Annotated in this window: 28 protein-coding genes and 1 pseudogene; 22 read left to right on the forward strand and 7 right to left on the reverse strand. The window is 43.6% G+C overall.

The features are described 5' to 3' along the window. Nucleotides 1-30 precede the first annotated feature (30 nt). On the forward strand, nucleotides 31-1,020 hold the full coding sequence (locus tag ACJ7Z2_RS01295) for a zinc-dependent alcohol dehydrogenase family protein (RefSeq protein ID WP_409500544.1): 990 nt from the start codon (nucleotides 31-33) through the stop codon (nucleotides 1,018-1,020). 60 nt (nucleotides 1,021-1,080) lie between these two features. On the opposite strand, the gene ACJ7Z2_RS01300 is transcribed toward ACJ7Z2_RS01295, so the two are convergent. Continuing rightward, a complete protein-coding gene (locus tag ACJ7Z2_RS01300) occupies nucleotides 1,081-1,632 on the reverse strand; it encodes a TetR/AcrR family transcriptional regulator (RefSeq protein ID WP_409500545.1) in 552 nt (183 codons plus the stop codon). 131 nt (nucleotides 1,633-1,763) lie between these two features. Between ACJ7Z2_RS01300 and ACJ7Z2_RS01305 the strand changes: the two genes are divergently transcribed. The 4 genes from ACJ7Z2_RS01305 to ACJ7Z2_RS01320 all read left to right on the forward strand — a co-directional run bounded on the left by ACJ7Z2_RS01305 (nucleotide 1,764) and on the right by ACJ7Z2_RS01320 (nucleotide 5,406). Next, on the forward strand, nucleotides 1,764-2,606 hold the full coding sequence (locus ACJ7Z2_RS01305; RefSeq protein ID WP_409500546.1) for an N-acyl homoserine lactonase family protein: 843 nt from the start codon (nucleotides 1,764-1,766) through the stop codon (nucleotides 2,604-2,606). A 434-nt stretch (nucleotides 2,607-3,040) separates the two neighbouring features. Beyond that, nucleotides 3,041-3,685, forward strand: coding sequence for an NAD(P)-dependent alcohol dehydrogenase (locus ACJ7Z2_RS01310; RefSeq protein ID WP_409500547.1), 645 nt, complete (start codon nucleotides 3,041-3,043; stop codon nucleotides 3,683-3,685). Nucleotides 3,686-3,832: 147 nt separating this feature from the next. After that, nucleotides 3,833-4,450, forward strand: coding sequence for a hypothetical protein (locus ACJ7Z2_RS01315; protein ID WP_409500548.1), 618 nt, complete (start codon nucleotides 3,833-3,835; stop codon nucleotides 4,448-4,450). A gap of 2 nt (nucleotides 4,451-4,452) precedes the next feature. Continuing rightward, a complete protein-coding gene (locus ACJ7Z2_RS01320) occupies nucleotides 4,453-5,406 on the forward strand; it encodes a hypothetical protein (protein ID WP_409500549.1) in 954 nt (317 codons plus the stop codon). 128 nt (nucleotides 5,407-5,534) lie between these two features. On the opposite strand, the gene ACJ7Z2_RS01325 is transcribed toward ACJ7Z2_RS01320, so the two are convergent. Beyond that, a complete protein-coding gene (locus ACJ7Z2_RS01325) occupies nucleotides 5,535-6,518 on the reverse strand; it encodes a GlxA family transcriptional regulator (protein ID WP_409500550.1) in 984 nt (327 codons plus the stop codon). A gap of 99 nt (nucleotides 6,519-6,617) precedes the next feature. On the opposite strand from ACJ7Z2_RS01325, the gene ACJ7Z2_RS01330 reads away from it, so the two are divergent. Further along, the gene (locus ACJ7Z2_RS01330; protein WP_409500551.1) at nucleotides 6,618-7,466 is read left to right on the forward strand and encodes an MBL fold metallo-hydrolase; all 849 of its coding nucleotides are present in this window, start codon (nucleotides 6,618-6,620) and stop codon (nucleotides 7,464-7,466) included. 14 nt (nucleotides 7,467-7,480) lie between these two features. Next, the gene (locus tag ACJ7Z2_RS01335; protein ID WP_409500552.1) at nucleotides 7,481-7,981 is read left to right on the forward strand and encodes an isochorismatase family protein; all 501 of its coding nucleotides are present in this window, start codon (nucleotides 7,481-7,483) and stop codon (nucleotides 7,979-7,981) included. 101 nt (nucleotides 7,982-8,082) lie between these two features. Here ACJ7Z2_RS01335 and ACJ7Z2_RS01340 read toward each other — a convergent pair whose 3' ends face one another. Further along, the gene (locus tag ACJ7Z2_RS01340) at nucleotides 8,083-8,994 is read right to left on the reverse strand and encodes a LysR family transcriptional regulator (protein WP_409500553.1); all 912 of its coding nucleotides are present in this window, start codon (nucleotides 8,992-8,994) and stop codon (nucleotides 8,083-8,085) included. Nucleotides 8,995-9,102: 108 nt separating this feature from the next. Here ACJ7Z2_RS01340 and ACJ7Z2_RS01345 point away from each other — a divergent pair. The 4 genes and pseudogenes from ACJ7Z2_RS01345 to ACJ7Z2_RS01360 form a co-directional block, all read left to right on the forward strand. Beyond that, a pseudogene (locus ACJ7Z2_RS01345) lies at nucleotides 9,103-9,267 on the forward strand (SDR family NAD(P)-dependent oxidoreductase); the annotation flags it as partial. Nucleotides 9,268-9,465: 198 nt separating this feature from the next. Beyond that, nucleotides 9,466-9,960 carry an NAD(P)H-dependent oxidoreductase gene (locus tag ACJ7Z2_RS01350; protein WP_409500554.1) on the forward strand — a complete coding sequence of 165 codons (495 nt, stop codon included), beginning with the start codon at nucleotides 9,466-9,468 and terminating at the stop codon, nucleotides 9,958-9,960. 66 nt (nucleotides 9,961-10,026) lie between these two features. After that, complete coding sequence (locus ACJ7Z2_RS01355; RefSeq protein WP_409500555.1) at nucleotides 10,027-10,299, forward strand: YciI family protein; 273 nt, start codon at nucleotides 10,027-10,029, stop codon at nucleotides 10,297-10,299. Nucleotides 10,300-10,414: 115 nt separating this feature from the next. Then, on the forward strand, nucleotides 10,415-10,978 hold the full coding sequence (locus ACJ7Z2_RS01360) for a flavin reductase family protein (protein ID WP_409500556.1): 564 nt from the start codon (nucleotides 10,415-10,417) through the stop codon (nucleotides 10,976-10,978). Nucleotides 10,979-11,057: 79 nt separating this feature from the next. Here the strand turns inward: ACJ7Z2_RS01360 and ACJ7Z2_RS01365 are convergent, their stop codons facing one another. Then, a complete protein-coding gene (locus tag ACJ7Z2_RS01365; protein ID WP_409500557.1) occupies nucleotides 11,058-11,789 on the reverse strand; it encodes a GNAT family N-acetyltransferase in 732 nt (243 codons plus the stop codon). A gap of 209 nt (nucleotides 11,790-11,998) precedes the next feature. On the opposite strand from ACJ7Z2_RS01365, the gene ACJ7Z2_RS01370 reads away from it, so the two are divergent. The 6 genes from ACJ7Z2_RS01370 to ACJ7Z2_RS01395 all read left to right on the forward strand — a co-directional run bounded on the left by ACJ7Z2_RS01370 (nucleotide 11,999) and on the right by ACJ7Z2_RS01395 (nucleotide 17,991). Further along, nucleotides 11,999-12,319, forward strand: coding sequence for an ArsR/SmtB family transcription factor (locus tag ACJ7Z2_RS01370; RefSeq protein ID WP_409500558.1), 321 nt, complete (start codon nucleotides 11,999-12,001; stop codon nucleotides 12,317-12,319). A gap of 80 nt (nucleotides 12,320-12,399) precedes the next feature. Then, nucleotides 12,400-13,611, forward strand: coding sequence for an NADH:flavin oxidoreductase/NADH oxidase family protein (locus ACJ7Z2_RS01375; RefSeq protein ID WP_409500559.1), 1,212 nt, complete (start codon nucleotides 12,400-12,402; stop codon nucleotides 13,609-13,611). A 114-nt stretch (nucleotides 13,612-13,725) separates the two neighbouring features. Then, nucleotides 13,726-14,838 (forward strand): S-(hydroxymethyl)glutathione dehydrogenase/class III alcohol dehydrogenase, encoded by a 1,113-nt coding sequence (locus tag ACJ7Z2_RS01380; RefSeq protein WP_409501093.1) that lies wholly within the window; start codon nucleotides 13,726-13,728, stop codon nucleotides 14,836-14,838. A 212-nt stretch (nucleotides 14,839-15,050) separates the two neighbouring features. After that, nucleotides 15,051-16,109, forward strand: coding sequence for an NAD(P)-dependent alcohol dehydrogenase (locus ACJ7Z2_RS01385; RefSeq protein ID WP_409500560.1), 1,059 nt, complete (start codon nucleotides 15,051-15,053; stop codon nucleotides 16,107-16,109). A gap of 79 nt (nucleotides 16,110-16,188) precedes the next feature. Continuing rightward, nucleotides 16,189-17,019 carry an S-formylglutathione hydrolase gene (fghA, locus tag ACJ7Z2_RS01390; RefSeq protein WP_126301260.1) on the forward strand — a complete coding sequence of 277 codons (831 nt, stop codon included), beginning with the start codon at nucleotides 16,189-16,191 and terminating at the stop codon, nucleotides 17,017-17,019. A 252-nt stretch (nucleotides 17,020-17,271) separates the two neighbouring features. Continuing rightward, nucleotides 17,272-17,991, forward strand: coding sequence for a hypothetical protein (locus ACJ7Z2_RS01395; protein ID WP_172595337.1), 720 nt, complete (start codon nucleotides 17,272-17,274; stop codon nucleotides 17,989-17,991). 53 nt (nucleotides 17,992-18,044) lie between these two features. Here ACJ7Z2_RS01395 and lldD read toward each other — a convergent pair whose 3' ends face one another. Next, complete coding sequence (gene lldD, locus ACJ7Z2_RS01400; protein ID WP_409500561.1) at nucleotides 18,045-19,190, reverse strand: FMN-dependent L-lactate dehydrogenase LldD; 1,146 nt, start codon at nucleotides 19,188-19,190, stop codon at nucleotides 18,045-18,047. A 610-nt stretch (nucleotides 19,191-19,800) separates the two neighbouring features. Here lldD and rppH point away from each other — a divergent pair. The 5 genes from rppH (at nucleotide 19,801) to trpS (ending at nucleotide 23,863) form a co-directional block, all read left to right on the forward strand. Continuing rightward, a complete protein-coding gene (rppH, locus tag ACJ7Z2_RS01405) occupies nucleotides 19,801-20,448 on the forward strand; it encodes an RNA pyrophosphohydrolase (protein ID WP_409500562.1) in 648 nt (215 codons plus the stop codon). Between the two features lies 1 nt (nucleotide 20,449). Continuing rightward, nucleotides 20,450-21,238, forward strand: coding sequence for a sulfite exporter TauE/SafE family protein (locus ACJ7Z2_RS01410; protein ID WP_409500563.1), 789 nt, complete (start codon nucleotides 20,450-20,452; stop codon nucleotides 21,236-21,238). A 7-nt stretch (nucleotides 21,239-21,245) separates the two neighbouring features. Then, a complete protein-coding gene (lgt, locus tag ACJ7Z2_RS01415) occupies nucleotides 21,246-22,043 on the forward strand; it encodes a prolipoprotein diacylglyceryl transferase (RefSeq protein WP_409500564.1) in 798 nt (265 codons plus the stop codon). 65 nt (nucleotides 22,044-22,108) lie between these two features. Continuing rightward, a complete protein-coding gene (locus tag ACJ7Z2_RS01420; protein ID WP_409500565.1) occupies nucleotides 22,109-22,777 on the forward strand; it encodes a phosphoglycolate phosphatase in 669 nt (222 codons plus the stop codon). A 54-nt stretch (nucleotides 22,778-22,831) separates the two neighbouring features. Next, nucleotides 22,832-23,863, forward strand: coding sequence for a tryptophan--tRNA ligase (trpS, locus tag ACJ7Z2_RS01425; protein WP_409500566.1), 1,032 nt, complete (start codon nucleotides 22,832-22,834; stop codon nucleotides 23,861-23,863). 65 nt (nucleotides 23,864-23,928) lie between these two features. Here trpS and ACJ7Z2_RS01430 read toward each other — a convergent pair whose 3' ends face one another. Together ACJ7Z2_RS01430 and ppa are read right to left on the reverse strand one after the other, a co-directional pair. After that, complete coding sequence (locus tag ACJ7Z2_RS01430) at nucleotides 23,929-24,684, reverse strand: M48 family metallopeptidase (RefSeq protein WP_006248513.1); 756 nt, start codon at nucleotides 24,682-24,684, stop codon at nucleotides 23,929-23,931. Nucleotides 24,685-24,739: 55 nt separating this feature from the next. Continuing rightward, nucleotides 24,740-25,267: an inorganic diphosphatase gene (gene ppa, locus ACJ7Z2_RS01435; protein WP_006248512.1), complete on the reverse strand. Its 528-nt coding sequence runs from the start codon at nucleotides 25,265-25,267 to the stop codon at nucleotides 24,740-24,742. Nucleotides 25,268-25,275: the final 8 nt, after the last annotated feature.

The raw sequence follows: 25,275 nt of genomic DNA on the forward strand, positions 1-25,275 counted from the left end.
CGCCCATTATTTTCACAAAAGGTCAAAACAATGAGCAAACAAATCCAATTTACAAAAACAGGTTCGCCTGATGTCTTGCAAATCGTTGATGTAGCAATTCCTACACCAAAAGCACACGAAGTAAAAATCCAAATCCAAGCCATCGGCTTAAACCGTGCCGAAATGATGTACCGAGAAGGGGCGTATGTGATTGACCCTGTGTTCCCTGCGACTTTGGGCTATGAAGGGGCTGGCGTGGTAACAGCGATTGGCGAGGGTGTGAGCGAAGTTGCCATTGGCGATAAGGTCAGCATTATTCCGTCCTTTATGTTTACCGAATACGGCACTTATGGCGAAATCGTCAATATGCCCAAGCACGCAGTCGTTAAGCACCCTGATAATTTATCAATGGAACAAGCGGCGGCAAGCTGGATGCAGTTTGTTACCGCTTATGGTGGATTGATTGAGTTTGGCAAAGTACAAAAAGGCGATGTGGTGGTGTTGGGCGGTGCGACCAGCTCAGTTGGTTTAGCCAGTATCCAAATCGCCAAAATGCAGGGGGCAACCGTGATTGCCTTATCTCGCACCCACGCCAAAGGCGATGTGCTTTTGGAAAAAGGGGCGGATTTTGTGATTGCCACAAGCGAAGACGATGTAACCGCCACACTTCTTAAAATCACAAACGGCAAAGGCGTGAATGTGGTGTTTGACCCTGTGGGCGGACAAGAGGCGGCAAAAATTTTTCACGCAATGGCACAAGACGGTCGTTACATCATTTATGGGGCATTAAGCCACGATGATATTGCTGTGCCAGTCTTTCCGATTTTGGGCAAGCATTTGACCGTGCGAGGTTATGAGCTGTTTGAAATCACCACCGTGCCTGAAAAATTGGCAATGGCGAAACAATTTGTCTATGACGGCTTGGCAAGCGGTCAGTTACGCCCTGAAATTGACAAAATCTTTGCCTTTGATGAAATGGCTAAAGCTCACGAATATATGGCAAGCAATCAGCAGATTGGTAAGATTGTGGTTAAGGTTTAATGATTTGAAAGCGCCGCTTTTTTGATGAAAGCGGTGTTTTTTTATGGAAAATTTTACCAGTTACTCTTGAACGCTTTTCAACACCTGCACCATTTCTATCCACGCCTCAAACACCTGTGGAATGGGCAAAAGTTTGCCTTGTTCAAAATAATATTTATGGCTTTCAAGGGCAATGGTGGCAAAAATATGAGCTTGGTAATCCCAATTTTTCTCTGATTTTTGAACCGTTTTGGCGTGGGCGATAAAGGCGTTTTTTAACAGCGAGTGCATATCGTCATACAAATGATGGCGAGGGGTTTTGATTTGCCAAAGTGCCAAAATCAGCCGTCTTTTTTCCAATAAGCGGTTGCCAATGGTTTGCATAAATCGCAGCAAATTATCGCTTTCAAAACGCTTTTTGAGCAGGTCTTGATACTCTGCTTTCACTTCTTTTATCAATTTGCCGACCAAATCGCTTTTGCCCGAATAATAACGATAAAAAGTGGTGCGGTTAATCAAGGCTTTTTCAATGATTTCTTGGACTTGCACTTTTTCAAACAGCTTTTCATCTAATAATTCAATCAAAGCGTTTTGGATTGCTAGATGGGTTTTGATTACTCTTAAATCGTTCATCTTTTTTCAAAATAAGCATACATTTTTGTAATTTTATCTGCATATCCAGCCAAATACGAGCTTTTTAATGTTTGTGAAAAGTTACCGCACTTTCTACAATATGCCCACGATTTTTTAATGAGAACACAAAAATGATTAAAGTGCATTGTCTGACAACAGGTTGGGTACAAATCAAAATTCATCATCAAGTGGCACGCTTTTTTGCCCGTCCTGCCCGTGTGCTTGATGTGCTGACCGATAAAAAATGGTCGCCCAAACTGCCAATTGGTTGCTGGCTGATTGAACACGATGAGGGTTTGATTTTGGTGGATACGGGCGAAAGCTCTTCCGCCAACGACAAGGGTTATCAACCGTGGTGGCACCCATTTATGCAGTTTTGCGAACGGCGTGGGGTCAAAAAACACGAAGAAGTGGGCGAAATTTTAAAAGCAAACGGCTTTGACCCTTTACGCATTGACACGGTGGTCATGACCCATATGCACGGCGACCACGCAGGCGGCATTGCCCATTTCCCAAATAGCCGATTTGTGATGAGCCAAGCTGAAAAGCAGGCAATCAATGCCCCAAATGCGGTAATGAACGGCTATTTGACAATGCACTATCCTGGTTGGTTTAATCCTGATGGCATCTATTTTAATGATGGGGCGTTTGAAAGTTTTGAGCAAAGTCATAAATTGACCAAAGACGGCAAAATCCGCCTTGTGCCAACCGCAGGACATACGCTGGGGCATTTGGCAGTGGTGGTGGATATGGGCGAGCATTATATTTTGATTGGCGGAGATGCCTCTTACTCTGAACAAGATATGCTTGCTGGCAACATTGACGGCGTGTGCATTGACGGACATTTGCACCAACAAAGCACCGCCAAAATGTGTCAGCTTTGCCAAAGAAAACCGACCATTACCCAATTTGCCCACGATGAAAAAAGTGAATATCGCCTGAAAAATAAGGTGTTTACGGTGGTAAAAAATTAAGGGGGAATGACCACTTGTGATCGGCAAGCGGTCATTTTTATTGGAAATTTTGCAAACTTTCAGCCAGCTTAAAAGCTTCTATTTATGCTTATTCAGCAAAACACTTTCTCAATTTATCCCATTAGGCGTGAAACATTTGGCACTCAATTTAAAACCCACTCAGCGTCCTGCTGATGAAGTGCTTACAGAATTGGCAAAGTATGCTTTGACACAATTTTGATGAAAAAACACCGCTTTTGTGATGAGGGTGGTGTTTTTCTTTTTAAAATGGGCAAAATAATTTTTCAGTCAGTCTGAAAACCCCCAATTATCATTTTAACTGATACCGATTTATCAAAAATCTTGATTTTCAATAATAAATCATCGGCACTTATGGCGGTATTGACCGCTTTGATGGCACACCAACACAAGGCGATTACAGTACAGGCGTGGTGGTGAGCGAAGATTTTGTGTTAAAAGTCTCTGAAAAATTGGAAACCAAAGCGGTTGCCCCTCTTTTGTGTGCAGGCATTACCACCTATTCGCCCCTTAGACATTGGAATGTCAAAGCCGGCTCAAAAGTCGCTGTTGTGGGGCTTGGGGGATTGGGACATATGGCGGTGAAACTTGCCAAAGCGATGGGGGCAGAAGTAACCTTGTTCACTCGTTCACTGGGCAAAGCCGATGATGCTTACCGTTTGGGGGCAAGCCGTGTGGTGCTTTCTACCGATGAGGGTCAGATGAAAGAAGTCGCCAATACCTTTGATTTGATTATTGACACCGTGCCATACACCCACGATTTAAAACCTCATATGCCAACATTGGCGTTGGACGGCACGCTGGTGCTGGTGGGACTGGTGGGCGAACTTAAAGAAACCATCAACACCGTGCCGATGATTGTCTGTCGCCGCAGTATTTCTGCTTCTGTGATTGGTGGTATTAAAGAGACGCAAGAAATGCTGGACTTTTGTGCTAAGCATAACATCGTGCCAGATGTGGAAATGATTGATATGCAAAATATCAATGATGCCTATGAAAGAATGCTCAAATCCGATGTGAAATATCGCTTTGTGATTGATATCGGGAGTTTGAAGGGGTAATTTAGGGATAGGGGAAACACCGTTTTCAGGATTGGGGACTGTGTTTTGTTTAAAAATCAACTTTAATGGTGCCTGAAAGGGAAATTTTTGGTTAAAAATGATATAATATTAACTGTAAATTTTTAATTCACAGCCTTATCGCCAAACATGATGAATGATTTTATAAAATTTTCAACCAACCCCATAATTTCAACATTAGATGTTGCAAAATCTATAGGCAAGGTTATTGAAACCAATTATTTTGATACGGTACAAACTTTAATACCTAAAATAGCAGAAAAAGAATACAAAAATAGTTATAGTGGAAATTATGGGTTAGGCGAATTTCCATTTCATACAGATATGGCTCATTGGTATATTCCGCCTAAGTATCTTTTATTGAGATGTATTGTTCCTGCCCCCAATGTACCTACCAATTTGATTAACTTATATAGTATCTTTCAGGAGATTGATTTCAATTATGATTTAGCTCACTTTGTTCCTAGAAAAAAACTTGAATCAAAAACATCTATACTTCACTTATACAAGAATGGGATTTGTCGCTGGGATATACTATTTCTCAAGCCATTTAATCAATATGCACGAAATTTAGAGTTAATCATTACTGATAAAATTTCAAATTATTCATATAAGCAAATACAGCTTAAACAAGCAGGAGATTGTATATTGATTAATAATTGGAAGATGATTCATAGTCGTAGTGCGGTTGATGAATTATCATTAAATAGATGTTATGAAAGAGTGTATTTAAGCGAGGTGTTTTAATTATGAATCAAGTTATTTCTAAAACTGCACATGAATGGTCATCAGATCAACTATTTGCAAAAGCCCAAAATTACATCTTGATTATGCATGAAAAATCTCATGATGATTGGCAATTTGGATTATGGTCTAGTCTTAGTCTTGAGTTTTTGATTAGAGCAACTCTTGCTCATAAATCAATTACATTGATTGCAGATTTAAAAGATTATAATAATCTAATGTATGCATTAGGTATTAATGTAAATCAATCAAAATTTACACCGAAATCAGCCAATATTACTGATATTCTAAATAGAATAAATCAAATTTTTCCAAATTTCACAGATGAGATGAAACGATTTTGCTTAATGCATATTAATAGGAGAAATTCAGAGCTTCATACAGGAAACTCAGAATTTCAGGGTTTATCTATATCATCATGGTTGCCTAAATTTTATTGGGTGTGCAAAGAATTATGTGTTTGCATGGAAAAAGAATTGAAAGATTTGCTATCAATAGAAAATGTAATTGAAGCAGAAAGTTTGATTAATGAATTGAATGATAAGAGTGCAGAGCAAATCAAAGGTTTAATATCGGCACATAAAACTATGTGGGACAATAAAACAGAGGAAGATAAAAAAAATTTAACTCAGCAATCTATCGTATTAATGACTAGACATACAGGGCATAGAGTAATTTGTCCTTCATGTAAAAATACAGCTCTAGTAATTGGTGAGGCTATTGGTGAACCAATTAAGATATTCAAAGATAATGATATTGTAGAGAAGATTAATAAAAAGCCAAGTCAATTTGAGTGTATTGCATGTGGTCTGAAAATATCTGGTTATTCAAAATTACTTCATTGTAATTTAGGAGATACCTATACAACTACAAGTACATATACTCCTGAGGAATATTTTGATTTTGAGCCTGAGCAGTATTCTGAAATGGGATACTTTGATGATAATAACGAGTTTTAATTTATTGTTGCAATTTTTTTACCAATAACCATTAGGAAACCCAAATCCTAATGGTTTAATTTATTTAATCCACAATGAAACCTTTATTGAAAAAACTCCTAAAATTCACCCTAGCCACTTTGGTGTATTTACCCTGTAGTGGTTTTGCTTGTTAAATCAACACTCCCAAACCCTCTCCGCCACACCTGCGGGCTGATCCCAAACCGTGCTTTAAACTGTGTTCTTAGATTGCTTGCGGTGCCGAAGCCTGATTTTTGGGCGATGGTTTCGATGCTGTCATCGCTGCTTTCCAATAATTCCTGCACCTTTGCCAAGCGTTTGGCGGTGAGCCATTCGGAGAGGGTGAGGTTGGTGGCGTTTTTAAAATAACGGGCGAAGCTGCGTTTGGATAAATGCACGCTGTCCGCCAAGTCGTCCAGTTTGTGCGGTTTATCCAAATTGTTGCCTAGAAATTGCAATAAGGCATTGATTTTGCTGTCTTTGGCGTGGCTGATGGGGGCGACTTGGCTAAACTGTGCCTGACCGCCTTCACGGTGCGGAGCGGAAACAAGCATTCGTGCCAAACTGTTTGCGATGTTTGCGCCATAAAGACTGCGGATAAAATACAAACAGCAGTCCATACCGGCCAATGCACCGGCGGAGGTCAAAATATTGCCGTCATCAATATACAGGCGGTTGCTGTCGAGGCGAATATGCGGAAAGCGGGCTTTTAATTCCGCCTCGCCCGCCCAGTGCGTAACCAGCGTTTTATCCGTGGCAATGCCAGCATAGGCAAGGGCGTAAGTGCCATAACATAAGGCAATGATTTTCTTATTGTTTTGATGGTGGGCTTGCAGTTTTTGCATAAAGGTTTCAGACGGCATTTCCCCCACCCAGCCGGCAATCACAATAATATCCGCCCAGTCCATCTGCTCCAAATGCCCGTCTAACTGTACCTTCGCACCCAATGCGGTTTGCACCGATTTTCCCTTATCCCCAAACACTTTCATATCAAACAACCGCTCGCCCTGATGCGCCATCTGAAACAGTGAAAAAGGCAGGTTAAACACAAAATCATTACAGCCGTTTTGGGCATAAAGGGCGAGTTTGGGAGCGTGAGGTTTCATTTTCATTTTGGCAATATCCTTGCGATAAATGGCAATGTTGCCTATTTTAGCACAGGGGAGAAACCACTAAAATATGCTTATCTTTTCGTTATTTGGAGTTTGAAAATGTTTAAAAAACTTACCCTTACCGCTCTGGCATTGACTATCAGTGCATCTGCCTTCGCCCTTGACAGATATCAACATATCCGCAATGCCACTGCCAAAATTGAATATGCCGGGCAGACCTTTTTGGTCGATCCGTTTTTTGCCAAAAAAGATTCAATGAAAGGCTTTGAAGGCACGTTTAACAGCCATTTACGCTCGCCAATGGTGGAATTGCCGATGCCTGTCAGTGAGATTATCAAAGGCGTGGATGCGGTGATTGTTACCCACACCCACGAGGATCATTGGGACGAAGCCGCTCAAAAAGCGTTACCGAAAGACTTGCCGATTTTTACCCAACACGAAGACGATGCCAAACTCATTCGTTCACAAGGCTTTAAAAATGTGCAAGTGTTGCACGAAAAAGCGGTCTTTAATGGTGTAGAACTGCACAAAACAGGCGGTAGCCACGGCACAGAGGCGATGTACGCTAATCCAACCTTTGCCAAACTATTGGGCGAGGCGATGGGCGTAGTCATCAAAAAAGACGGACACAAAACCGCCTATATCGTGGGTGATACGGTGTGGACGGCGGATGTGAATAAGGCTTTGCACAAATATCAGCCTGAGTTTTTGGTGATGAACACCGGCTACGCCCGCATTAACGGCATTGCCGACAGCATTATTATGGGGACGGCAGATGTATTAAAGGCAAGCCAAATCGCCCCAAACGCCAAGCTTATCACCGTGCATATGGATACCACCAATCATAATGCGGTAAGCCGTGAAGATATGCGTAAATTTGTGATTGGCGAGAAACTCACCGATAAAGTGATTATTCCGGCTGATGGTGAAGTGATTGAATTAAAATAATTTTGGAGAACAATATGAAAACCGCACTTTTAGTGATTGATGTACAAAACGAATACTTTGCTTCCGCAGGCGGCAAATTTGACCAATTTAATGTGGATAAAGTCGCCCAAGAGATTGCCGATTATGCCCAAACTGCCGTACAAAACGGAGAGCTTGTGATCGGCGTTCAGCACCTGATGGCAGAGGATTATCCTTTATTTGCCAAAGGTTCGCACGGTGCAGAACTGCACTCCTCAGTAGCAAGCATTTTGGCGGATAAACCTTTGGTACAAAAAGCCCACGCCGACAGTTTTTTAAACACTAATTTGCTTGAAATCTTAAAACAACACGGCATTGAACAAATCGACATCTGCGGGATTATGACCCAAAACTGCGTAACCCATACCGCACTTTCGCCGTTTGCCAAGGATTACAAAGTTCGGGTTCTGTCAAACCTTTGCACTGCACCGACTGAGTTAATCCACCAAATCGCATTGGGGGCGTTGGCGGATCGAGAGTGGATTGAGGTAGTCTAAATTTGATGAAACACCGCTTGGATTGAGGTTCAAGCGGTGTTTTTTGAGGGAGTGTTGCAAATGGTTTTCAGACGGCCTTATGCTGAAAACAGCTAAGCTTGTTATGGCTTGCCGTTTTCATCCAACTTTTGGCTTAAAAAGTCAATCAGCACCTGAATGCGTTTGGCTTTTTGGCTGTGTTGCGGATAGTAAAGATAGACCGGCGGATAGTGTTTCCAATACTCTTGCAGCACAGGGATGAACCGTTCGCTGTCCGGCAACAAGCAGTGGATTGGGGTGAAAATTCTGCCAATGCCCAAGCCGGCACGCACGCCGTCTGCCATTACGTCAATATCGTTGGCAATCAAGCGGCTTTCCATTTCCACCGTTAAATCCTGCCCGTTTTGTTGGAGGATCAGCGGCAAAATGCGGTTGGCGGTAATAAAGCGGTAGCCGATCAAACAATGGTTCGGCAGTTCTTGCGGTGTGTGCGGAATGCCGTATTGTGCGGCATAATCCGGCGACAAATACAAGCCTTCTGCAAAGGGGGCAAGCAATTTGCGAGCCACCATATTCGGCTCTACTTTGTCGCCAAAACGAATCCCCAAATCAAAGCCCTGTTGCAGAATATCGACCGTGCCGTCATAGAGGGAAATTTCCAGCTGAATATGCGGATAGAGTCGGCAAAATTCGGCAAAGTGCGGTTTCAAAATCAGCTGATAGGCAAAGCGGGAAAGGGTAATCCGCACCGTGCCGGTCGGTACTTCGCCTAAATCCTGCACGCTTTCCACCGCATATTCTAAGGATTGAACCAGCTGTTTGGTGCTGTCGAGCAAGCGTTGCCCTGCCTCGGTAAGTTCCATTTTGCGTGTGGTGCGGTGAAACAACGGCAAGCCGATGTGCTGTTCCAGCAATTTCAGCGACTTGCTCACCGAAGGCGGGGCGGTTTCCAATTTGCGGCTTGCCGCTGCAATGCCGCCTTGTTCGGCAATGGCGTGAAAAACGATGAGATAACCGTAGATGGAGCTGTTCATTTTTAGTCTCATTATTCGTTTTTAGCTAATAATGGATTATAGATTACCATTCTTATCTTTTCAAATCAGCCCGTTATAATGGTTTCACTTTTTAATGAGGAGCGCATTATGCAAAATATTCAAAACAAAGTGGTGATTATCACCGGTGCATCATCATGTATTGGTGAGGCAACCGCCTATAAACTGGCAGAAAACGGGGCGAAGTTGGTGCTTGCCGCCCGCCGTGAAGACAAATTGAAAGCGATTGTGGCAAACATTGAGGCCAAAGGCGGTACTTTGATGAACAAAGGCAGAATGCACTTTTTAGCACAATAACACAGCACACAAGCGGTCGAATTTTGCCAAAAATCCGCACATTCAGACGGCCTGTATTATTAGCTTAAAACTTATTATCAGTTAAGCATTACCCTGCTTATCATTTTTAATCGAAGCCCTATAATAGCCATATTCCCAATGCAATAAGGACAAACAATGAAAAACGTATTGATTATTTCCGGACACCCGAATTTAAACAACTCTGTGGCAACAGCTACGATTATGGAAGAGTTAGCAATACAGTTACCACAAGCAGAAATCCGCAAATTAGACGAGCTGCATCAGCATTATGAATTTGATATTCAGGCAGAGCAAAAAGCGATTGAACAAGCAGATGTGATTGTTTGGCAAGTGCCGTTTTATTGGTATGCAATGCCGGCATTGATGAAAAAATGGCTAGATGATGTGTTTCATCACGGCTTTGCCCACGGCTCCACCGCTAAAATCGGCGGCAAAAAACTGCTGGTTTCCCTCACCACTGGCGCCCCTGCGGAGCTTTACCAAAAAGAAGGCTTTTTCCGGCACGAAATGGGCGAGTATTTGGTCGGCTTTGAAACCACCGCCACCCTTTGCCAACTGGATTACCAAGGGGCGATGTGGCTCAATGGCGTGAGTTATGTCGGACGTGATGAAGCCAAAACCCAACAATAGCAAGCAGAGGCTCGCCAATACGCCTGCCGGCTTGCCGAAAAAATTCAATCACTTTAAGGAGCAACCGTGTATATCATCAACATCGCATTAAAAATGGACAAAATCGAGCAAGCCGAATCGATGCTTAACGCCCACCGTGCGTGGTTTGCTCAGTATTTTGAACAAGGCAATTTTTTAATGTTAGGCCCTTACCTCGACCAAGACCACGCCGGTGTGATTATCGCCCAAACCGAAAACCGTGAGGCGTTAGACACTGTCCTTGCCGAAGATGTCTATTTCCCCGATTTAGCTGATTATGAAGTGCGTGAATTTAAAGATGCAATGAGCAAATTAGCGTAATTTCGGCAAAAAACCACCGCTTGTGGTCTGCAAGCGCTGGATTTTGTTGAAAAATCTGCAAATATTTATCCGATGTTTATAATAAGTGAAATGTCAATTAATGCTGGAGTTTACGATGATAAAGCCTGTACCTTTGGATAAATTTTACTGCCTCATCAATCACGGTGTTACCGCACTGATTAGCGGCAAGCACGGCGATGATGCCAATGTGATGACCGCATCGTGGGTGTGTCCGCTGGATTTTTCGCCCAATGCCAAGCTCACGGTGGTGCTGGATAAATCTACCTACACACGCAGCTTGATAGAACAAAGCGGCTATTTTGCCGTGCAAGTGCCGGTATTATCGCAGCTTGACTGGGTGGTTAAACTGGGTTCTATCAGCAAAAAAGACCACCCAAACAAACTGGACGGACTGCCCCTGTTTTACCAAGACGGCTACGATGTGCCTTTGGTGTCGGGCTGCGCAGGGTGGATTGTGTGTCGGCTTATCCGCAATCTTGAGAACCAACAAAATCACGACCTGTTTATCGGCGAAGTGCTATCGGCGTGGGCAGATAGCCGTATTTTTGATAACGGGCGTTGGAAGTTTGATGAGATGGGCGATGAATGGCGCACATTGCACTATATCGCCGGCGGGCAATTTTATCTGACCGGCAAAAGTGTGGTGATGGACGAGTGAGCAAAACACCGCTTGGATTGAGGTTCAAGCGGTGGTTTTCTTTCTAAATTTTGCAAATGGCTTTCAGACTGTATCATCGTTAAAACGACTGTAACGTGCGTCGTTGCTTGCCGTTTTCATCAAAATTGCTTGCTTCAAGCCAGCGTTCAAATTTGGGTTTCATCGCCTGCCATTCGTTTGGCAACATGGAAAACCACGCCGTGTCTCGGTTTCTGCCTTTGTAAACCACGGCGTTACGGAAAATGCCTTCAAAAACAAAGCCTAACCGCTTGGCGGCATTGATAGAAGGCTGGTTTAAACTGTCGCATTTCCATTCATAACGGCGGTATTGCAAAGTATCAAACACATAGTTCATCACCAAAAATTGGGCTTCGGTGGCAATGCGTGAACGCTTTAATTCAGGCGAATAAATCACCCAGCCCATTTCCGCCACTCGATTGGCAGGGTCGATACGCATTAAGGCAAAAGTACCAACTGCCTTGTTGCGTTGTTTGTCGATGATGCTGAAATAGTAAGGATCGGCAGAGCGTTCCCATTCGCTCAGCCATTGCTTGACGGCGGCTTCATCACCGGCGGCTTCGCAAGGCAGATAAGTCCACATTTCTGCCGGACTATCGCTACCGTAAAGTGCGATTAAGTCAGCCAAATGTTTTTCGACAGACAGTTTTTCCAAGCGGCAATACTGCCCTTCCAGCACTTGCAAATTCGGCAGTTCGCCTGCACAAAAGTCCGGCAAAGGCTCGCCAATCGCTTGATTAAATAAATTAAACCACATCGTTTGCTCCTGTTTGCTGATCTGTGATGAAATCACAGTATAAATCTCCGTCTCAAAAATACAATCAAGCATTTAACTCGGGTGAGGGTAATCGCTTATTTGTGGTGGCAAGCGGTATTTTTTATCTAAAATAAGCAATTTTAACGGGGAAAGTGTGTTTTATGCCGTCTGAAATCATTTAACCGATTTGACAGACTCGCTTTTTGCATTATAATTCGTTCACATTTTTAAACCTATAAGCCGATATGAACGAACAAGCCTATGCGATGCAGTTGATGAAAGATTGCATTCCGATTTTTACGGTGCTGTCTGATGAAAACCGTCATCTGATTTTGAAACTGTTGCTCGATCATGGGGCGATGAATGTCAATCAAATTACAGAACAGCTACATCTTTCCCGCCCTGCGGTGTCGCATCATCTGAAAATCATGTTGCAAGCGAATGCGGTAAGCGTGGAGCAAATCGGCAAAGAGCGTTTTTATCGCTTGGCGATGAAAGAAGAAATTGAAAAAATGGGAAAGCTAGTTGAGTTGATGAGGCAGTATTGCCCAAGCCAATCCGCATAGTATTACGGGTGCAGCCATTGCACCTTTTATTTTGAGAAACGAGTTTACATTTTTAAACCTATAAACATTAAGGAATCGCAATGTTATTTCAACCCTTTATTTTCCACAACGGGCAAACCGCCAAAAACCGTTTTTTTAAATCGGCGATGGAAGAGCAACTCGCTCAAAGCGACAAGCCTACGCAAAACTTGGTCAATCTCTACCGCACTTGGGCGCAGGGCGGTGCCGGCGTGCTGGTGACGGGCAATGTGATGATTAACCCACAGGGCAAAGGTTCGGCGGGTGATGTGGTGGTATCAGATGAACGTGATTTGCCGATGCTGAAAGCGTGGGCGGCGGCAGGCAAAACGGACGGCACATTGATGATTATGCAAATCAACCACGCCGGCAAGCAGTCGCCGAAAGCTCTCAACCCTGTGCCGGTGGCTCCGAGTGCCGTGCCACTGGTGGGAATGGACGGTTTTATCAATCCGCCCCGTGCCTTACAAGCGGTCGAAATTCAACAAATTATTGCAGAATTTGTCCGCACCGCTCAAATCGCCGAACAAGCCGGATTTAGTGGCGTGCAAATCCACGCAGCCCACGGCTATTTGATCAGCCAATTTTTATCGCCCCACCACAACCGCCGAGGCGATGAATACGGCGGCAGTTTGGCAAACCGTATGCGTTTTTTAATCGAGGTCTATCAAGGCATTCGGGCAACGGTCGGCAAGGATTTTCTGGTGGGGGTAAAACTCAATTCTGCCGATTTCCAAAAAGGCGGTTTTGATGAACAAGACAGCTTGCAGGTGGTGGCAACATTATCGCAACTGGGCATTGATTTTATTGAAATTTCCGGCGGTAATTATGAAAGCCCGGCGATGTTGGTGGAAAAGGCAAGCACCCGCAACCGTGAAGCCTTTTTCATTGATTATGCCGATAAAGCAAGACAAGTCAGCCAAGCACCACTGATTATCACCGGCGGATTTAGAAGCGAACAGGCGATGAATGAGGCGCTTACAAAAGGGCATCTGGATTTAGTCGGCATCGCCCGCCCGTTTGCCCTGATACCGGATTTGCCGAAACAGATCCAAACCGGTGCATACCAAACCCTCATCACACAGCGCATTCAAACCGGCTTTGCGCCGTTGGATAAAAAAGTCGGTGCCATACTGGAAATGAACTGGTATATGGCACAAATGGCACGGATCGGGCAAGGCAAATCGCCCAACCTGAGATTATCAACGTGGAAAGTGCTGCTAAAAACCTTGTGGGAGAACGGCAAGGCAGGGTTGAAAACGGGGCGGGGATAATACATCACTTCAACTTATACCTGATTATCATAATTATCAATTACAGAGAATAACTAAACCAAACTATAATAGTGCTTTGTTTTGCTATTGAGATAACGTTAAAAAATGAACACAATCAAATCCCGTGCAGCGGTGGCATTTGCCGCGAACGAGCCGTTAAAAATCGTTGAAATCGATGTCGAACGCCCGAAAAAGGGCGAAGTCTTGGTCAAAATCACCCATACCGGAGTATGCCATACTGATGCCTTTACCCTGTCGGGGGCTGATCCGGAAGGGATCTTCCCAGTGGTGCTAGGACATGAAGGCGCCGGCGTGGTGGTAGAAGTGGGTGAGGGAGTAACGTCTGTAGCGGTGGGCGACCACGTAATTCCGCTCTATACCGCCGAATGCCATGAGTGTGATTTCTGCAAATCCGGCAAGAGCAATTTATGCATTGCCGTGCGTGAAACCCAAGGCAAAGGCTTGATGCCGGACGGAACTACACGCTTTTCTTACGAAGGCAAGCCGATTTATCACTATATGGGCTGTTCCACTTTTAGCGAATACACCGTTGTGGCGGAAGTATCGCTTGCCAAAATCAACCCCGAAGCCAATCCGGAAGAAGTCTGCCTACTCGGCTGCGGTGTAACCACCGGCATTGGGGCGGTACACAATACCGCCAAAGTGCAAGAGGGTGACTCGGTGGCGGTATTTGGCTTAGGCGGAATCGGTTTAGCCGTTATTCAAGGCGCAAAACAGGCGAAAGCCGGGCGGATTTTTGCGATTGATACCAATCCGGAAAAATTCGCCTTAGCAAAAGAGTTTGGTGCAACCGACTGCCTAAACCCAAACGATTTTGATAAGCCGATTCAGCAGGTGATTATCGAACAGACCAAATGGGGCGTTGATCATACCTTTGAATGTATCGGCAACGTGAATGTGATGCGTGCTGCCCTTGAATCTGCACATCGAGGCTGGGGGCAATCTATCATCATCGGTGTAGCGGGTGCAGGACAGGAAATTTCCACCCGACCGTTCCAACTGGTTACTGGCAGAACGTGGAAAGGCACGGCATTCGGCGGTGTGAAAGGCCGCACTCAGTTACCGCAAATGGTGGAAGATGCAATGAAAGGGATTATCCGCCTACGTCCATTTGTTACGCACACCATGGGCTTGGAGCAAATCAACGACGCCTTTGATTTAATGGACGAGGGCAAGTCGATCCGTTCGGTAATTCATTACGCATAATACCAGACAAGCGGTTATTTTTTTGCACTTAGATTGTAAATTCAAGGCAGAAAAATGGCCGCTTGTTTATTTTGCACCAACGAGCTATTGAGATGTTTCCAACAGCCTAAAATTATCATGAAAAATGATACCTACCTATCAGAATTATCAATTTCTCGTAATAATCCAAGCCCTTTATAATATTCACAGTTTTAACCATTTGGGAGCAGAATATGACTTATCCAGTAAAATCCTATGCCGCATTTAGTGCCACCACACCACTTGCCCCACACAGTTTTGAACGCCGTGAATTGCGTGAAGACGATGTTTTGATTGATATTTTGTACTGTGGCGTGTGCCATTCAGACTTGCATATGGCTCGCAATGATTGGGGCTGGACGCAAAGCTATCCGCTTGTACCGGGGCATGAAATCATTGGTCGTATTGCCAAAGTCGGTAAAAATGCCAAAAAATTCCAAATTGGCGATTTGGTCGGTGTCGGCTGTATGGTGGATTCCTGCCGTGAATGCAGTCCTTGCCAGCACGGTTTGGAGCAATACTGCGAAGTGGGCAACATCGGCACTTATGGCGGTATTGACCGCTTTGACGGCACACCAACACAAGGCGGTTACAGTACAGGTGTGGTGGTGAGCGAAGATTTTGTGTTAAAAGTTTCCGAAAATTTGGACACCAAAGCGGTTGCCCCACTTCTTTGTGCAGGCATTACCACCTATTCGCCCCTTAGACATTGGAATGTCAAAGCCGGCTCAAAAGTCGCTGTTGTCGGGCTTGGCGGACTTGGGCATATGGCGGTGAAACTTGCCAAAGCGATGGGGGCGGAGGTTACGCTGTTTACCCGCTCACTGGGCAAAGCCGATGATGCCTACCGCTTGGGGGCAAGCCGTGTGGTGCTGTCTACCGATGAAAACCAGATGAAAGAGGTCGCTAACACCTTTGATTTGATTATTGACACCGTGCCATACACCCACGATTTAAAACCTTATATGCCAACTTTGGCGTTGGACGGCACGCTGGTACTGGTAGGACTGGTGGGCGAACTTAAAGAAACCATCAACACCGTACCGATGATTGTCGGTCGCCGCAGTATTTCTGCTTCTGTGATTGGTGGCATTGCCGAGACCCAAGAAATGCTGGACTTTTGTGCTAAGCATAACATCGTGCCAGATGTGGAAATGATTGATATGCAAAATATCAATGATGCGTATGAACGAATGCTGAAATCAGACGTAAAATATCGGTTTGTGATTGATATGGGAAGTTTGAAGGGTTGATATTACAATATAAAGGCGGTGAGTCCCGCCTTTATTTTTGCAAAAAATCAGCGGAATTAAACCGCTTGTAAGGAATATTATGCAACAATTTGAAAACTACCGCTGTTTTAGCGGTGAACAACAGGTTTGGCAACATTTCTCAGCCAGCCTAAACTGTGAAATGAAATTTGCTATTTATCTGCCGCAATCTGCTAAAACACAAAAGCTATCCGTACTATATTGGCTTTCTGGTTTAACCTGTACCGAGCAGAACTTCATCACTAAATCTGGCTTTCAACGTTATGCCGATGAACATCATCTGATTGTGGTCGCACCGGATACCAGCCCTCGTGGAGTAAATGTCGCTAATGACGGGGCTTATGATTTAGGTCAGGGTGCCGGATTTTACCTAAATGCTACGCAAGGCGAATGGACAACACATTACCAAATGTATGATTACATTGTCAGCGAACTGCCAACATTAATTAATGCTCATTTCCCGACTAACGGTAAACAATCAATTTTTGGGCATTCAATGGGCGGACATGGTGCCTTAACCATTGCATTTAAAAATCCGGGGCAATATCAAAGTGTATCGGCATTTGCACCGATTGTCGCCCCAACCCAAGTTCCTTGGGGGCAAAAAGCATTTTTAGCATATTTAGGAGAAGATCAGACCGCTTGGAAGGCGTATGATAGCGTGGCATTGCTGGAAAAATATCGCCCAAGCTTGCCAATTCTAATCGATCAAGGTAGCCAAGATAGTTTTTTGCGCGAGCAACTGAAGCCGGAAATCTTCTGTGAAACCGCAGATAGACTTGGAATACCCTACCAATTCAATTTACGTGATGGTTACGATCACAGCTACTATTTCATTAGTAGCTTTATCGGTGAACATATAGCCTTTCATGCAAAACATTTAAAAGGCTAAAGACAGTAAATTATCGAAACATGCTTTATCATTTTTATCATGTTTCGATATATTCAGAGTGCATTACAAGCGGTCAGTTTACGATCATTTTTTACAAAATGCTGGTTTTTTGTAAAAACAAAGGTTTGAAATACAACAAAAGCCATGCTTTAATAAAGCTCTCCTCTAAACAAAGGAGTTGGGTGGAAGCTAAACTCAGTCTGCTTTCTTGTGTTTCATCTTTAACTAAGTAGGTGCAATCTATTTACTGTTATGACTAATCAGAAATTCAACAAATTCATCAACTCTTCTCTTACTCTCGCTTTCTTTACTTTAATCTCTTTTTCTACCGCTTACTGTTATGCTTGGGGTATTGCTGCTTTTCATGGCTACCCGTGGTGGCATGTTGAGGTTGGTAATGCCGGTATAGCTCGCGCACTAGCCTACGTTTTTGGCACATTTTTAACTATCTTTCTTTTTTATTTGATAGGATACGCTTTAGTTAATAAAGTTTTTAAGCTGCATTACTTTAAATACCTTGGCTGGCTACGGGTGAGTGTTCTTGTTACTATTTTTAGCTTGCCTGTAATGATCAGTTTCTATCTGTTTATTGGCAAAGTGCCAATGTATTTACACCTACTCTATCTAGGGACAACTACCCTATCAGTATTATTATTTCACAAACATTGGGATCACCGCGTATTCCACTTAGATATTCAAAAAATGTTAAGCGAAGAACGCTTTGGTTTTTTCTATATTTTTATTTTTATCTATTTTAGCTTACTTTCTTTGAGCATTGGCTACATTCGCCCTGAGCTGAGAACAACGTATGATTATCTTGAAATTGAAAATAAGCGATATTATGTCTTATCTATTCATTGCAATAACATTTATGTGCTAGGCGAAAAAACTAAAGATAACGATGAATTCCTCTTTTTTAACCAAGATACACTGAAATATCACCGCATTAATATTACCAAAATGCCAAATTAGCCTATCTAAAATAACAATCCGCACCTAGAACGTGCGGATTGTGACTATTTGAGCTAAAGCTTACTTAAATCCACCAAAGCATCTCTGCTAATATCACTGATATTCGCGTTGCTGGTGAGGGTCATTGCGACTTTCATCTCTTTCAGGAAGATGTCGAGCAAGTTTTCCACACCGGCTTGACCGGCAGCACCAAGAGCGTAAACAAAGGAACGCCCGATCATTGTGCAATCTGCACCGAGTGCCAGCATTCTCACTACGTCTAAGCCGTTACGGATACCGGAGTCGGCGAGGATTTTGATCTCCCCTTTGACCGCATCGGCAATGCTTGGTAGGGCTTTGGCGGAAGAAAGTACCCCATCGAGCTGGCGGCCGCCGTGGTTGGACACGATAATACCGTCCGCACCAAATCTTACCGCATCTTTGGCATCTTCAGGGTCGAGAATGCCTTTGATCACCATCGGACCGTCCCAAAATTCACGAATCCACTCTAAATCTTTCCACGAAATAGACGGGTCGAAATTATCGGTCAGCCAGCCGATGTAGTTGTTCAGATCAATCGGCTTACCCATATATTTTGACACATTACCCAGCGTATGTGGTTTACCTTGAATACCGACGTCCCATGCCCAGAATGGGTGAACCATTGCTTGCAACACGCGGCGAATATCTTTGTATGGGCCGCTCATTCCAGAGTGCATATCACGATAGCGTGCACCGGGAGTCGGCATATCTACGGTAAACACCAGCGTGGAGCAACCGGCAGCTTTGGCACGCTCTAATGCATTTTTCATAAAGCCCCGATCTTTGAGTACATAGAGCTGGAACCACATCGGGCGTTTGATTGCCGGCACGACCTCTTCAATCGGGCAGATTGAGACGGTGGAGAGGGTAAAGGGAATACCTTTGTTATCTGCGGCTTTGGCGGCTTGCACCTCACCACGGCGAGCATACATTCCCAGTGCACCAACAGGGGCAAGTGTTACCGGCATTGACAATTTTTCATCGAACAGCTCGATGCCGGTGTCCAGTTGCGACATATCTTTTAACACACGTTGACGTAGGGCAATGTCTTCCAAATCGCTCACATTACGGCGTAAGGTCTGTTCGGCGTAAGAACCGCCGTCCGCATAGTGGAACATAAAAGGGGGAACACGACGTTTTGCCGCACGGCGGTAATCGTTTGCAGATGAAATGATCATTTAAAACCTCATAAATCATTAAGAAAAAGTGCGGTTATTCTACTTTAAAATAAAAATAAGAATTACTATTATTTACAAAATATGAGAAATAGATCACATTTTTGTTACAAACCAACCAGCACAAAAATATGAGAGAACAAAAAGTAACCAACAAAATAATCGATTATTCACAGAGAGAAAAATTACTATTAACTCTTTGATTTAATTAGCATTTATAAAAATAACAAAAGGCTAATTTGAGTTATTCACGCCTAATTTTAAAAACTATCACATCTTTATCCACAAATGGTGGGGATAACTCTGCTTTATTTATTAAGCAAACATGGCTCTGTTTATGCATTTTAAAATTTAAACTTATTTTGACGAGAAAAAACTCAACAACTTGATCTTTATCCAGATCATTGCTTAAGAAAAAGATCGCATTTTTAGATCTGATTAATTGCTCTGTTTTACAACGTTCAGCCTGTTTATCCTCAACTTATACCGCTTATATTCAATAGTTATCCACAAGTTTATTCACAAGCGGTCATATTTTATGGTTTTTTTGCAAATCAACCCAAAGTATGAAACAATTCTCCCATTCTAGAATTTTTATCAATTAGGTGGTCGAGTGATCGATTTCGATGGCTACCGCCCAAATGTTGGAATCGTTATCTGTAATAAGCACGGGCAAGTTCTGTGGGCAAAACGGTTTGGTCAAAACTCTTGGCAATTTCCGCAAGGTGGAATTAACGAGGGGGAAAACATTGAAACAGCAATGTACCGTGAGCTTTATGAAGAGGTCGGCTTAAGTAAAAAAGATGTGCGATTGCTTTGGGCGTCTAAATATTGGCTAAAATATAAACTGCCAAAACGCTTGGTACGCAATGAAGGTTCAGGCCCTATCTGTATCGGGCAAAAACAGCGTTGGTTTTTACTACAATTAATCGGCGATGAAAGCCTGATTAACTTGAAAACGACGAAAAATCCGGAGTTTGACGGCTGGCGTTGGGTCAGCTTTTGGTATCCTGTCCGCCAAGTGGTCTCTTTTAAACGAGATGTTTATCGCAAAGCGATGAAAGAATTTGCACAGGTGGTTTTACAAAACCATATTCAAAAAGCAGCTGACGATAAAACTGGTGAGAAACCACGCATTGAGCGTGGCGAAGCTTCGCTCCATACTCATAAAAAAACCTCTCAGGATTCTGCAAAAGCCTATAAACGAGAAGCTCGTAAGCCTTATCGTCCTTGGCATCAACATAATCAAAAAGGAAAATAAGATGACTATTTTATTAAGCTGCCTTTTTTTAGGGGTATTTGTCGGCTTTTTAGCCGGTTTGTTCGGCATTGGTGGTGGGTTAATTATCGTGCCGAGTTTGGTCTTCCTACTACCAATGGCCGGTGTGCCACCGGAATATATAATGTCCACCGCACTCGGCACATCATTTTCAACCATTATTATTACCGCCTTTGCATCGGCACAACGCCATCACAAGTTAGGCAATGTCGATATCCAAACCAGTAAATATTTTATTCCAGCGTTGATGGTTTCGGTTTTTCTATCCGGCTTGGTGGTAAGCCGCCTCGATCCGCAACTGATGTCTAGAATTTTTGCGGTAATGGTACTTTACCTTGCAGGTAAAATGATTTTTTCAATAAAAAGAGCACCGAAAAATAAACCACTTACCGTTCAAACGACGATAATCGGAGGTTCAGTCATCGGTGCATTAGCCAGTATGGCAGGGATCGCAGGTGGAGCCTTTATTGTACCATTTTTAAACGATCGGGGCTTAGAAATGAAACGTGCCATCGGCACTTCTTCATTTTGTGGGGCATTTTTAGGTTTATCCGGCACAATCAGCTTTATTGTAAGTGGCTGGGGCTTAGAAGGAATGCCTGATTATTCTCTCGGTTATGTTTATTTACCGGCTCTGTTTGGTATTACGGCAACTTCATTTTTCACCTCAAAAATGGGGGCAAGTGCCGCCAACGCTCTACCTGTGCCGATGCTGAAAAAAGCCTTTGCGGTGCTTTTGGTCTGTATCGCCATCAATATGTTTTTAAAATAAGGACACTATGAACGAACAATTTATCCAATTTCCACAAATTAGCCCGATTGTGTTTGAAATCGGTCCGATTGCCCTGCGTTGGTATGGGCTAATGTATTTAGCCGGCTTTGCCTTTGCCTACTGGCTGGGAATGAGACGGGCGAAAAATTCCAATGGAGTTTGGACAACCGAGCAAGTGGATAGCTTAGTCTATACTTGCTTCTGGGGCGTAGTATTAGGTGGGCGTATCGGCGATGTGTTCTTTTATAGCTTCGACCGTTTCTTACAAGATCCGCTCTACCTCTTTCGCATTTGGGAAGGCGGAATGTCCTTTCACGGCGGTTTAATCGGCGTCATTGTAGCAATGATTTGGGTTTCCTACCGCCAAAAACGCAGTTTCTGGCAGACAGCAGATTTTATCGCACCTCTAGTACCGTTCGGGCTAGGTATGGGGCGTATCGGCAATTTCATTAACGATGAACTTTGGGGGCGTGTAACCGATGTGCCTTGGGCGGTGTTATTTCCAAGCGGTGGCTATCTTCCCCGCCACCCGTCACAGCTTTATGAAGCCTTTTTAGAGGGTGTGGTGTTACTCTTTATCCTCAACTACTTTATCCAAAAGCCTCGCCCGGCAGGTGCGGTTTCCGGATTGTTCTTAATCGGCTACGGCACATTCCGCTTTATTGTGGAATACTTCAGAGAAATCGACCATAACGTCAATACCACCGCAGATTTAATCACTCGTGGGCAACTGCTCTCTTTACCGATGATTATCGGCGGCATACTGATTATGACGTGGGCGTATAAAGTAAACAAAGTAAAATAAGAACAAGCGGTCGAAAATTGCAAAAAATTTGCAGAAAACGACCGCTTGTGTTTGAAGGATATACTATGAGTAAAAAATACAAAGTCATCGGTTTCGACTTGGACGGAACGCTAATCAACACCCTCCCTGATCTTACCCTTGTCGCTAATTCCATGTTTTTAGAAGCCGGTTTGCCAACGGTTACACAAGAAAAAGTGCTGACTTGGATCGGTAAAGGGGCAGATATTTTTTTCCAAAATGCGGTTGCTCACACCGGCAGAATTTTCCAAGCCGATGAGTTGGTGAAAATGCGAGTGAGCTTTGATAAATACTACGCCACCTATGTTTGTGAAGAAAGCACCCTGTTCCCAAATGTGAAAGAAACCTTAGAAAGCCTCAAAGCAAACGACTACCCGCTGGTAGTAATTACCAACAAACCGACCAAATTAGTCGAGCCGGTGCTTTCCGCTTTCGGCATTTATCATTTATTCGATGAAACCCTTGGCGGGCAATCGCTCCCGAAAATCAAACCGCACCCTGATCCGATGTTTTTTATCTGCGAAAAATTCGGCATCACACCATCAGAATTACTCTTTGTCGGCGACTCCGAAAATGATGTGATTGCCGCCAAAGCCGCCGGTTGTGATGTGGTTGGACTAACTTACGGCTATAACTACAATGTGCCAATTGAACAATCTAACCCGACTTTTGTGACATCTGAATTTAAAGATGTGTTGAAAATTGTAGGCGAATAAGGTGACAAGCGGTATAATTTCTAGAATTTTTTGCAATTAAAACGAGAAGATAAAATGAGCAAACCTATTGTATTTAGTGGCGTGCAGCCCTCAGGTGAATTAACGATTGGCAACTACTTAGGGGCATTACGCAACTGGGTGAAAATGCAAGATGATTATGATTGCGTGTATTGTATTGTCGATCAACACGCCATTACCGTTCGCCAAGATCCGGAATCGCTACGCAAATCAACCTTAGATGTGTTAGCCCTGTATTTGGCTTGTGGCATTGACCCAAACAAAAGCACCATTTTTATTCAATCCCATGTGCCGGAACACGCCCAATTAGCTTGGGTGCTGAACTGCTACACCTATTTCGGTGAAATGGGGCGTATGACACAATTTAAAGATAAATCGGCACGCTATGAAGAGAATGTTAATGTAGGCTTATTTACTTATCCGGTATTAATGGCGGCAGATATTCTGCTTTACCAAGCCAACCAAGTGCCGGTGGGCGATGACCAAAAGCAGCACTTGGAAATCACCCGTGATATTGCCAACCGTTTCAATGCGTTATACGGCAAAAAAGATGCCGAAGGCAACCTAATTGAGCCAGTTTTTGCAGTGCCGGAAGTCTTTATTGCGAAATCCGGGGCAAGAGTGATGTCACTGCTTGAGCCGACTAAGAAAATGTCAAAATCGGACGATAATCGCAACAATGTGATTGGACTATTGGAAGATCCGAAAGCGGTAGCGAAGAAAATCAAACGGGCAATGACCGATGGCGATGAACCGCCTGTAGTGCGTTATGACGTACAGAATAAAGCCGGAGTCTCGAATTTATTGGATATTCTCTCCGCCATTACCGGCAAAACTATTGCCGAATTAGAAACCGAATTTGACGGTAAAATGTACGGTCATTTAAAAACGGAAGTGGCAGATAAAGTTTCCGAACTATTAACCAATCTGCAAGAACGTTACCATCACTACCGCCAAGATGAAGCGTTATTGGAAAAAATCTATCGTGAAGGTGCGGAGAAAGCTCGAGCCAGAGCCAAAGCAACATTAGATAAGGTATATGAGTTAGTGGGTTTTGTGCGTTACTAACTCTTAACGAAAAATGCTCTTGAATACTCAAGAGCATTTTTTTGCGAAAAACGACCGATAGTCAATTATTTGCGGGCGTTATAAATCTTCATTGCTTCCGGCACTAGGCGGGCTAAGTTTTCTTGACGGTCAGCATTTGATGGGTGAGTCGAGAAAATGGATAAACCCGAATCGCCATTGGCTTTGCTCATTTTTACCCAAACATTCGGCGCTGCTGATGGGTTGTAGCCTGATTCTGCCATTAAAATTAACCCAACTTCGTCCGCCTCAGTCTCTTGGCTGCGAGAGAATGGCTTGGTGGCAATCAAATCCACGCCAGTGCTGAGTAAACCTTCGGTACTTACGCCTGTTGAGGCAGTCACAGCCACATCTGCAATAGCACCTACAATACTGGTAATAGCGCTAACCGTACGGTCTGATTTACCGTGTTCTTTCAGTGCGTGAGCCATCTCGTGTCCCATTACCACTGCAATTTCATCGTTCGATAAATTAAGTCTTTCCACTAACCCCGTGTAAAACGCCATTTTACCGCCCGGCATCGCCCACGCATTGAGTTCATCCGATTTCAATACGGTAATTTCCCAATGAAAAGGTACACCAGTCTGGTTGGCTCTTTCCGCATAAGGCTTCATTTTATGAAAAACAGTGTGAATCCGCTTAGCGGTGGCAGACGAATTGTCAATCGCATTTTGCTGACGAGCTTGGGTTTTCACTTGAGCATAACTTTGAGCCGCTTCTTGGTTAATGCTTTCTGTTGTGGCACAAGCGGTAATCACTGTTGCTAAAAAAACTGAATAACTTAATTTTTTGATGAATTTCATTTTATATCCCACAAAAAATGCCAAACAAATTTGCTTGGCATTCAAAAATAAATAATTATTTCTTAGCACGCTCGAATGATTCTAAGATTTCTTGGCGAGCTTCGTTTACATCGCCCCAACCTTCTACTTTCACCCATTTGCCCGCTTCTAATGCTTTATAGCTTTCGAAGAAGTGCTGGATTTGTGCTTTTAATAACGCCGGTAAGTCACCTACATCTTTGATGTGGTCATACTCTTTACTTAATTTGGTGTGTGGAACAGCAACCACTTTTGCATCACCGCCGGCTTCATCGGTCATTTTTAACACGCCAACAGGACGGCAACGAATCACCGAACCCGGTTGTAACGGATATGGTGTTGGCACTAATACATCAACCGGGTCACCGTCTGATGATAAGGTGTTATTCACATAACCATAGTTTGCCGGATAAAACATTGCGGTTGCCATAAAGCGATCCACAAATAATGCCCCGGTTTCTTTGTCCACTTCATATTTGATTGGATCAGAGTTTGCCGGAATTTCAATTACAACATAAATATCGTCCGGTAATTCTTTACCGGCAGGAACTAATTCTAAGCCCATTTTGGTTT

Origin of the sequence: Mannheimia glucosida (genome assembly GCF_046267875.1) — a bacterium.
Taxonomy (GTDB): Bacteria; Pseudomonadota; Gammaproteobacteria; order Enterobacterales; family Pasteurellaceae; genus Mannheimia; species Mannheimia glucosida.